This is a genomic window from Pseudomonas sp. GM49 (genome assembly GCF_000282355.1).
Classification (GTDB): domain Bacteria; phylum Pseudomonadota; class Gammaproteobacteria; order Pseudomonadales; family Pseudomonadaceae; genus Aquipseudomonas.
The window spans coordinates 1-10941 of sequence record NZ_AKJL01000199.1; the positions used below are offsets into that span (position 1 = coordinate 1).

2 protein-coding genes are annotated in these 10941 nt (G+C 60.5%); both read right to left on the bottom strand.

Translation table 11 applies throughout. The annotated features are described in order from the left end of the window. A partial coding sequence (locus PMI29_RS11305; protein ID WP_007999796.1) for a peroxidase family protein occupies positions 1 to 9695 on the bottom strand: 9695 nt, incomplete at its 3' end. Positions 9696 to 10745: 1050 nt separating this feature from the next. Beyond that, positions 10746 to 10941 (bottom strand): hypothetical protein (locus PMI29_RS11300; RefSeq protein WP_007999797.1); only part of this gene is annotated, 196 nt, incomplete at its 5' end.

Here is a 10941-nt window from a genome sequence, read left to right on the forward strand (position 1 = left end):
GCACCGCCGGCCATCGTGTCGGCACCGGCGCCACCGATGATGACGTCGTTACCCGCACCGCCCCCGATCGTATTGCCGAGCACGTTACCGGTGCCCGCGAAGTTGCCGCTGCCGCCGAAAAACAGATTCTCGACGTTGGCGCTCAGGGTGTAGCTCGCGAGCGAGGTCCAGACCGTGTCAATACCCTCACCGCCAAGCTCGGTCACCACGTCCCCAAGGTCGGTGACTTCGAAGATATCGTCGCCGAGACCTCCAGCCATGATGTCGGCACCCGTACCGCCGATGAGAATGTCATTGCCCGCATCACCATTGAGGAGGTCGTTGCCGCCCAAGCCGTTCAGGATGTCGTTGCCAGCAGCTCCGCTGGCAATGTCGTCGCCTGTCGTGCCGGTCCATATGTCGACACCGGCAGTACCGACAAACACATCACCGGCGGCCACCGGGGCCGTAGCGTCAGACGCAATGCTTTCGGCCGCACCGAAGTCATCCACGTAACTGACCACCACGCGCACCTGATCGCCGACCTGAGCCAGGCCAAGCGTGAACGTGCTGGCGGTGGCTCCGACGATGTCGACGAAGGTGACCCCGTTGGTCTCCTGCCACTGGAAGGTGAACTGCGGATTGCTGAGGCCATCGACGTCGATGATGGTCGACGTGTCGGCAGTCAACACCTGGTCCGGAAACGCAAGCCCGAGGATGGTCGGCCCGGCGGTCGGTGCGTTGTTCCCCGACGAGTCGACGATCTCCAGCGTACCCTGGGCATCCTGATACACCGCCCGAACGCGGAGGTTCAGACCGGCGACATCATCCGCCACCAGGTAAGTGGCGCCGACCGCCCGCGATACCTCACCGGCGGCAAAAAAGGTGATGTCTTCAAAGATACCCGAGCCGGCAACGTTTTCGACCTGCCAGTAGTAAGCCACGGGACCGGTAACCGCGCCGGTCGGATTGGCCGCACTCACATTGTCCGCGTCGCGTACCGACTGATCGCTGACACGCAGCAATTGGCCGGCGACAGACGCGTCGGTACGTGCACCAGTGGTAGCATCGAGGATCGCCAGACGCCCCACAGGACCGCTGTTCAAGGCGGTGCCAACGCCGGACGCCTGCGCCTGGTCGGCGAACTGCAGACGCTCGATGCCCGTCAGGCGATCGACGCCATCACGGCCCGCCACCAGATCGGTCACGATGACGGTGTTGCCATCGACAGCGACGCTGTACTCCGACGCATTACCGGAGAACACCGCGGTGTCGAAGCGGTCAGTGCCGGTCAGAATCTCCCGCACGATGACCAGCTGGCCCGGGTTGTAAGTACCGTTGAGCATCGCCTGAACCATCGGCACCATGCTGTCGAACGTGGCGATTTCATCGCCAGTTCCATCAGCGTTTGCCCGTACGCTGATACGCACGTTCAGCCACTTGTCACCGTCGATGATGTCGTCACCACCGCGACCCTCGATGAGGTCGCTGCCGCTGCCACCGAGGATGATGTTGCCGCCGTCGAAGAACGTCGCTCCGACTGGCAGCAGACCCGCCAGGCCATTGATCAGGCTGATGTTGGTCAGCACACTGCCAGTTGCACCCGCGGTGGGTAGCGATGTCGCATCTTCGTTATCACCGCGCAGGAAATCACCGTGGGACGAACCCGACAGACCTTCCATGATGTCGAAACGCACCAGTGCCGAAGCTCCCGAACCCGGCTGCACTGGCACATCGAAGAAGCGGTCGCTGTAATCGATGGTCACGCCCTGGGCGAGATCCTTGAAGGTCGCCCAGTCATAGCCCGAACCGCCGATATAGCGGTCACCGAAGCCGAGACTGCCGACCATGATGTCGTCGCCACCTTCGCCGTTGAACTTGTCGTTCTCGTTGCCGCCGACGAATACATCGTTGCCGATTACCGGATCGTTGCCGAGTGGATCGAAGTTGTCGCCAGGCGCACCGTCCGAAGTGCCCTTCTCGATCCAGTCGTCGCCTTCGTTACCCATGTCCTGTTCGTTGGCTTTGCTGCCCAGGATGAAGTCGTTGCCCTGGCCACCAATGGCTTCGGAGGCATCCTCACCGGTCACGATGAAGTCGTTGCCGAACCCGCCAATGATCAGGTTGATGCCGTTGCCTCCGTGCAGCACGTCGTTGCCGTCGCCACCCTGGATGTTATCGTCGCCGCCGGTGTCGGTAATGATGTCGTCGCCGGCACCCCCGCGCAGCTGGTCGTTGCCGTCACCGCCGTCGATGCGATCGTTGCCCGCATCACCCCAGACCGTGTCATCGCCTTCACTGGAGATGAGGATGTCTGCGTTGTCCGTGCCACCCAGCACGATGTGCTCGGCACCGTTGTAGCGGATGTAGTTGGTGTCCAGCCCCACGGTCAGCGGGTTGTCGCGGAACACCACCTGCTCGCCATTCGGACCGAGCGGATCGGCCGCGAGCAGCCCCTCGTTGAACTGCTTGCCCGGGTCCACTTCCAGATAGAACCCAGGGTCCGAGAACACCAGGCCCGGCAAGTGCGTGGCCGAGGTGTTGGCCATGATCAGCTTGGCGAACGAGTTGCTTTCAAGTTCGGCATTCATCGACAGGCCAGAGGTACGCTCCAGGTAGTAGAAGCGGTCGCCGTCCTGCAGTTTTTCCAGCTGGTTCTCGAACACGAAGTTGAAGGTCGTGCCGAGCATGCCGCCGAACGGGGTTTTCTGTTCGGCCAGGCCGCCGATCCAGAGGTCGATGGCATCGACGCCCGTGATAGTCACACCCTTCAGGTCGTCGGCAGTCCCCAGCACCCCATCCTTGCCGGCCAGCGTCACGTTGGCCCAGGAATTGGTGCCGTTGAGGAAGTCCAAACGGTCAGCCGGCGCACCCGTACCACCGAGTACCAGCGCCATGGCTGCAGCGCGTTTGTCTGCCAGCGTGGTCGCCAACGTGATCGTGTCATGCGTGCCATAGGCCGCGATGAAGTTGATCAACGACTCCGGATGTTTGAGGTGCTGCATCAGATCAACCCAGCTGTTGTACGGCTTGAGTTGGGTATCGCCGGTTTGGCTGTAGATGTCGCGGCGGATCGCATTGAGTGAAGGAATCCCCACGTCGCGGCCACGGGCGATGTTGAGCGCCGGCAGGTCGAGCGGCAAGCCGAGCAGGTTATTGCGCAGCGCCTCGGTGACGAACTCGTCGATTTCGTTACCGGCTTGCCGGGTCACCCCACGGATGATCGCACTGGTCGCATCCTCTGGCGACACGCCACTGGCGGCGTAAGCCAACGGGTTGAGGAACGCCGCGATCAGGCCGGTCTGTTGATTGCCCGCGACATTCGGATTGCCGTCGCCCACCACGTTGAAGTCGATATCGAAGCGATCGACGGTCTCGGTCAGCATCGAGTGGCCAAACCGGTACACGGTATGGGCGAACTCGGCGACGATCGAGGCATCGAGGTCGACGTCATAGACCTGGGTCGGTGCGAAGAACAGGTCGATGTTGGGCTGGATGGTCCGCGCAAACTCTTCGAATACCAGGTGCTGATACTGCATCTCGGTGCCGAACTTGGCCGCCTGGAACAAGCGCTCGCCATTCCATACCAGCGCATCGAACTCGGCCTGGGTGGCTGGCAATGCGGCCACCGGCGTGAGCAGCCACTCGTTGAGGAAGGCCACGTCACCCGAATCGAGCACGGTGTCCTTGGTTTGCTGGACCAGGCGGTTGTGCTCGGAGTGGAAGATCGCATGCACCGCGGTCAGACCGATGTTCTCGTTGACCCGGCCGTCGCCAGCGATGTAGTGCGCATCCAGCAGTTCATCGTCGTAGGCCAGTTTGGCCCCGGTCAGCGGATCGATCGGCACGGCGTTGCCAGCAACGTCGTCCGCGTCAGGAACGAGCTCGCCAAGGCTGTTGAACACCGGCACTGCATTGTTGTTAATGTCGACAAGGAACTGGTGACCGGTGCGTACAGCATCGGTCAGGTCAACGGGAGCAAGCGGATTACCTTCGACAAGGACGTCATCCGGCGTGCCGCCAAGGCCGTCAACCCCCTTCATCACGACCATCGGGAAGCCGTGCGGCCCCTTGATGAAATTACCATAGGCATCGGTCGCCAACAGCGGGGCATTATCGACGTCGGCGTCGGTCAGGTTGATGCCGAGAATGTCACGGGCTTGCGCCTTGACCACCTTCCAGGTCGCCATGCCACCAATTTCGACGTCGTCCGCGGTACCAAACTGGCCATCCACTCCCAGATCACGGTTGGTGATCAGTCTGCCGGTCGCTATCGGGCCGCTATCGGTCATCTGATAAGCGCGCAGGAACACCTGGTGCGATGGGTGCGAGCTATAGGTCTGGTTCTGGTCCACGAACGGCGAGGTGGTGTTGGTGTGCTCATGGATGTCGTCGGCCGTACCGAGAACGCCATCCGCCCCTGGCAGGTTGGTTGCGCGGCTCAGCACCATGAAGTTGGTGTTGCCGCCTGGCACAAACAGCGGATCGTCCGGTTTCAGCGGGATGAACACGGTGCCCGAACCACCTTTGGTGACAAGGTCCAGGCCGTGATCGAAGAACTGCCCGAAGAAGGTCATCCAGGCGTTGAACGGTGCGGACAATCCCGCGTCCGCCGCGACGTTCTCGAAAAAGTACACATCGTGATCATCGGCAGTACCGAACTGACCATCCAGTCCGGGGCTGGCGACAATCTGTACGCCATCCTTGAGGACGTCGTCATTACCCACCCCCACCACACCGAAGTCGAGATGACCGTTCGCACCCGGGTCGAAAGCCGTGGCATAGGCCGCCGGGTTGTTCGACGTCTGGTCGACGATCAGGTTACTGATGGTGCGCGGCTGCGAGTCAAACACAGCGCCGCTGGTCTGCTGATACGTCGTTCCCGGGCCGGCCGGCGAGCCGGGACCGAAGAAGTCGGCAGGAGCACCTTCCGCCGGATTGAAGACCGGATCGGTCAAGCGCGGGAAGACGTTATCGGCGGCACCAAACTCGGTGTGATTGTTGCCGTTGAGGTTCATCAGGTTGTTGTTCGACCCGTCGACTGTACGCAGCCCTAATGGCGCACGAATATTCGGGATCAGCGAAAGGATGTCCTGACCGGCCGCATCAGCCTCGGCAATCTTGATCTGATCAAGAATGAAGTTGAGGTCGGAGCGGACCATGTGAAGGCCCGCGCCACCCGCGGTGGCATCGACTACAGGTACCAGCGGCGTTGGCGTGACCGGTGCACCGGCGACTACGGTGGCCGTCGGCGTGGAGAACAGGATCTCCGTGGTGCCGTGACCATCCTGATAGATCGCCTTGACCCGCAACGACAACCCGGCGAGGTCAGGAGAGACCTTGAACGCGGTACCATCGGCGCTTTGGAACGCCAGGTCGCCAGCCGGCAGCAGGATGATGTCCTCGAATACGCCGCTGCCTGGAGTGGCCTCGAACTGCCAGATGTAGGACACCGAGGAGTTGGTGATGAACCCCTGCGGATTACCCGGCGCGACGTTATTGCCATCACGCACCCCGGCCACGCTGACCGTCAGCGTGTCGCCCACCGTTATCGCCCCGCCGTTTCCATCCGAAACGGTAGGTCTGCCAACCGGTTGTGCATTCTGCCCTGGTACCAGCACTTGCTGGGTATCGGCAAACTGCAGGCGTTCGATATGCAGCAGGGTATCGGTGCCGTCGCGACCCGCTACGTTATCGGCCACTGTCCAGACATCGTCCGCCACGTTGGCCGTGCCGCGGTTGTCAACGGTAACCGTATACTCGGACGCAACCCCGGAGAAAATGGCGGTGTCGAAGGCCGCCCCGCCAGTCGAAGTGCCGGGCATGATTTCCCGCACGGCCTTGAGCTGACCAGGGTTATAGGTGCGATCCAGCATGAACGGGATCATGTCGACCATGCTGTCGAAGCTGGCGATTTCGGGACCGGTATGGTTGACATCACCAGGGGCATAAACGGCAATTCTGACGTTGATCCATTTGTCGCCGTCGATCAGATCATCGCCACCACGACCTTCGATCAGGTCACTGCCATTGCCGCCGAGGATGATGTTGCCAGTGGCAAAGCCGGTGGTTGGCAATCCGGCATCGGCGAGGAACTGGTCCAGGCCGCGGATCAACGCGACATTGGTCAGCGCACTGCCCGTGGTACCGCCGTGGTTGATGATAGTGACTGCATCAACATCGTCGCCTTTGAGGACGTCGCCGAAACTCGAACCGGACAAGCCTTCGACCTCGGCAAAACGGTCGAGAATCGAGGCTGGCGAGGCACCGACCGGATTGAATATGCCGGCATTCTGGTTTGGTGCATTGCCATGTGGCTGCGCCAGTGCGGCCAGGCTCAGGTCAACGGTCACGCCAACCTTGTCATTCTTGTAGGTCACCCAGTCGAAACCGGACATGCCGTCCATCTTGTCCTGGGCATCGCTGCCGACAAAGATGTCATCGCCACCCTCGCCGATCATTTCGTCGAAGCCACCGCCACCGACAAAGATGTCGTTGCCGATCACATCGTCATTGAGCAGCGGCGAGAAGTTATCGCCAGGCGCACCGTCCTGGGTGCCCTTCTCGATCCAGTCATCACCTTCGTTACCGGTAGGTGGCAGGTTGGTCTTGGCACCGAGGATGAAGTCGTCACCCTGGCCGCCGAAGGTGGTGCTGATGTCTTCGGTGGTGATGATGAAGTCCTGGCCATCGCCACCCAGTATCAGGTTGCCTGCAGCAAGCATGCTGCCAACCACGATCACATCGTTACCGGCATTACCTTCCAGACGGTTGTCACCGAACGAGTCGGAGATGATGTCATCGCCCGCGCCGCCCAGCACCGCATCGTTCCCGGCGCCGCCTTCGAGGCGGTCGTTGCCGGCGTCGCCATAAACGGTGTCATCGCCGTCACCAGAGATGATGATGTCATCGCCGGCGGTGCCGCCCAGGACAACATGGTCTTCACCGGTGTATTGCAGATAATTGGTGTCCGGACCGGGGGTGTCGGGGTTGTCGCGAATCACCAGCGGCACGACTTCCACGCCGTTGATCATGATGCCGCCCGTCGGATCGGCGCGGCTATCCAGGCCAAGGCCGGTGAACTGAGCAGCCTGATTCACTTCGAGGGTGAACGTCGGCGTCAGGAACACGGTGTTCGCCAGGTGGGTGACATCGGTGTTGAGCATGATCAGCTTGGCAAAGGAGTTGTTCTCAAGCTCAGTGCCGAAGTTCAGGCCCGCGGTACGCGACAGGTAGTAGAAGCGGTCACCGTTCTGCAACGCCTCCATCTGGGTTTCAAACACGAAGTTGAACGTCGAGCCGAGCATGCCGCCGAACGGCATTTTCTGTTCGGCGAGGCCACCGACCCAGAAGTCGATGTCGTCGACGCCCGTGATCGTCACGCCCGTGAGGTCATCGGCATTACCCAGTATTCCATCCTTGCCAGCTGTCGTTACGTTGGCCCAGGCACCAGTGCTGTTGAGGAAGTCCAGGCGGTCAGCCGGCGAACCCGTAACATTGAATACCAGCGCAAAGGCTGCAGCGCGTTTGCCTGCCAGCGTGGTCTCCGACGTGATCGTGCTATGCGTGCCAAAGGCTGCGATGAAGTTGACCAGCGACTCGGGGTGCTTGAGGCTGTCCGCCAGGTCAGCCCAACTGATGTAGGGCTTGAGTTGGCTGTCGCCGGTCATTGCGTAGAACTCTCGGCGCGCCTCATTCAATGTAGGGATGCCGGTGTCGCGACCACGCGCCAGGTTCAGGCTCGGCAAATCGAGCGGCAGACCGAGCAGGTTATTGCGCAACGCTTCAGTGACGAACTCATCGATCTCGTTGCCGACCTGGCGGGTCACACCGCGAACGATCGCCCCTGCCGCCTGGTCCGCAGTCACCCCGCTGCCGGCGAACGCCAGCGGGTTGAGGAAGGCCGCGATCAGACCCAGTTGCGAGTCCGGGTTGGCCGGGTTAGTGAGCAGCGGATTGAACGCGGGATCGAAGCGATCGACGGTCTCGGTCAACATCGAGTGACCGAAGCGGTACACCACGTGGGCGAACTCGGCAAGGATTGCCGGGTTGATCGAGGTGTCATAGCCATTAGGCGCAAGGAATTCGTCGACCTGTGGCTGAATGGTCCGCGCGAACTCCTCGAACACCAGGTGCTGGTACTGCATCTCGGTGCCGAACTTGGCGGCCTGGAACAGGCGTTCACCGTCCCACACCAGCGCTGCGATCCCGGCGGGGGTAGTCGGTATCGCGGCTACGTCGTCAATCAACCACTCATTGAGGAAGGCCAGGTCGCCGGAAGCAAGGATGGTGTCCTTGGATTGCTGGACCAGGCGGTTGTGCTCGGAGTGGAACACATGGTGCACGGTGGTCAGGCCGATGTTCTCGTTTACCCGGCCGTCGCCGGCAATGTAGTGGGCGTCGAGCAGTTCGTTGTCATAGGTCTGGTTGTTGCCGGCCCCGTCAGTTGGCTGCGCATTGCCGACAGCGATGTCGGCATCCGCCTGCAGAAGCCCATTGACGACGACCGGCGCAGCATTGTGGGCGATGTCGTCGAGGAAGCCATGCCCGGTGCTCACGGCGTTGGCCAGACTGATCGGATTAAGCAGGTTGCCTTCGACCAGTTGCGTGACGTCATCAGCTGTCCCGGCAATGCCGTCAGCACCGTTACCGATGCGCATCACTACCTGCGGCATGCCGCTCGGCCCGCGGATGAAGTTGCCGTACGCATCGGTTGCCAGCAACGGCACGTTGTGTACATCGGCGTCGGTCAGGTTGATGCCGAGAATGTCACGGGCCTGGGCCTTGACCACCTTCCAGGTCGCCATGCCGCCATTTTCGCCGCTGCCATCATCGGCAGTGCCGAACTTGCCATCGGCGCCGAGATCGCGGTTGGTAATCAAGCGTCCCGTTGCAACAGGATCGCCTGCCGCATTGAGGACGTACTCGCGCAGGAACACCTGATGCGACGGGTGCGAGCTGTAGGTCTGGCTCTGGTCGACGAACGGCGAGGTGGTGTTGGGCTGGCCATCATCGGTCGTGCCGAGTATTCCGTCCGCGCCGGCGGTACGCACTGCACGTGGCAGCACCATGAAGTTGGTCGGGCTGTTCAGTACAAACAACGGATCGTCCGGCTGCAGCGGAATAAACACGAAGTCGGTAGCGCTCTTGGTGACCAGGTCGAGACCGTGGTCGAAGAACTGGCCGAAGAAAGTCATCCACGAGTTGAAGCTGGCGGTCAGGCCGACGTCCGGCGACACGTTGGGCATGAAGAACACTGGCTTGTCATCGGTCGTGCCGAATACGCCATCCAGCCCGGGGCTGGTGACTACCTGTACGCCATCCTTGAGTACGTCGTCATTACCCGGCGAGCCGAAGTTGAGCACACCGTCCAGGCCCGGGTCGAACGCTGAGGCATAGGCCGCCGGGTTATTGGCGGTCTGGTCGACGATCAGGTTACTGATAATCCGTGGTTGCGGATCGGTCACCGACCCTGTCCCGGCGTATGCCGGCGACAGAAAGGAAGGATCAAGCAGGCGCGGGAAAGCATTGTCCGCAGCGCCAAACTCGCTCTGGCCGGTGACCAGGTTGTTGAAGCTGCCATCGACGGTACGCAGGCCGAACGGCACCTGAGAGTTGGGAAGCAAATCAATGAGGCTTGCGCCGTCGGCATTCGCTTCTGCGATAAAGATTTGCTTAAGGATGAACTCCAGGTCCGACTTGTTGAAATTGGCCATTTTGGATTGCCCTCGATCTATTTGAGTAAAGGCACGGGACGAGAAAACCCTCCCGCGCCAAGTCAAGTGCTGGCTTGCGCAGTTTGTTGGTTATGTTTTTTTGCGAGAGATCTGGCGTTACCCGGGACCCGGGATACACGCCTGGAATTCGCGAAATGAATTGCTCGCCGGGCGATCAGGCAGAGCGAATCCGAGCCCTGGGCGGGTCATGGAATCTGGAAGTGAAGGCGAACATCCTGGACACCCCCCTCCCTCTGCAAAAGAACGAAATGATCGACATGGCTCTGCTCCTCTCAGGAGAGTCACCGCGCCTTGCGTTGCCAAAGCGATGGCAAGCTTCAGGCGGGCGGGCCCCCCGATAACTAAGACTAAAGTTCCATAGGAAAACTTTGTCAATTTTACGCCGCTAAAACAGACGACCGGTGTTAGGTCGTATAACTAGCTGTTTTTAAACGACATATAGAAATTTGAGTGCAGGTATAGAGCAAAATGTTATTTCTAACTGCGGGAGTGCAAATAACAAAGGAATAACGTCGCAGCGCGTAACTACCCAAGTACCTTTCATGTCCCTCATCCAGAAGAAGGCTGTGTCCCTCCAGACTTGGGTGGAGAGATTGCGCGTGCCGAACCTGAGGGGTAGGTACGGGTGGCCGTCGAAAAAGGCCCTTAAGCAAATACAGAAAGCCTGGGCCGATCGTTTCGGTAGCCCTGATGCGGCATGGGCCGTCATCGCTCAATGTGTGGGAGCGCAAGTCCTGTCCCGAGCAGTCGAGAAAGAACGAACTCGCACGAAAATCATTGCCTCGACTCGCAAAGCTATTGAGAAGAGCTATTTCACGCCGGAAAAATAGAAGAACGTCTCCGATTATTTGAGAGCAGCTTGCAACGTCATGCTCATCGCTATCGCGGCAAAACCCTGGTCGATTCAGCCCTCCCTGAATTCCCACACCGAATGCAGTCATGAGGCAATTGAGTGGAAGGAGAAAGGGAGGGCATCCATTGCCCTCCCCTCCGCTGTCCACGCTCCCTGCGACAGTACCGACCAGGACCTCAGGTGGCCAGAATGAAGTCCGTCTGATCAACGGCCGCACTGCTGACACCAACAAGGCGGATGGAGTCCACTCCGATTCCAACCACCGTGTCCGCCCCGTTAGCCGTTATGCTCACGTTGGCAGCGAACGTCGCGCTGGTGATCCCCAGCGCCGTGATATTGAGCAAGTCCTGCCCGGCCGGATTGGCTCCGAAG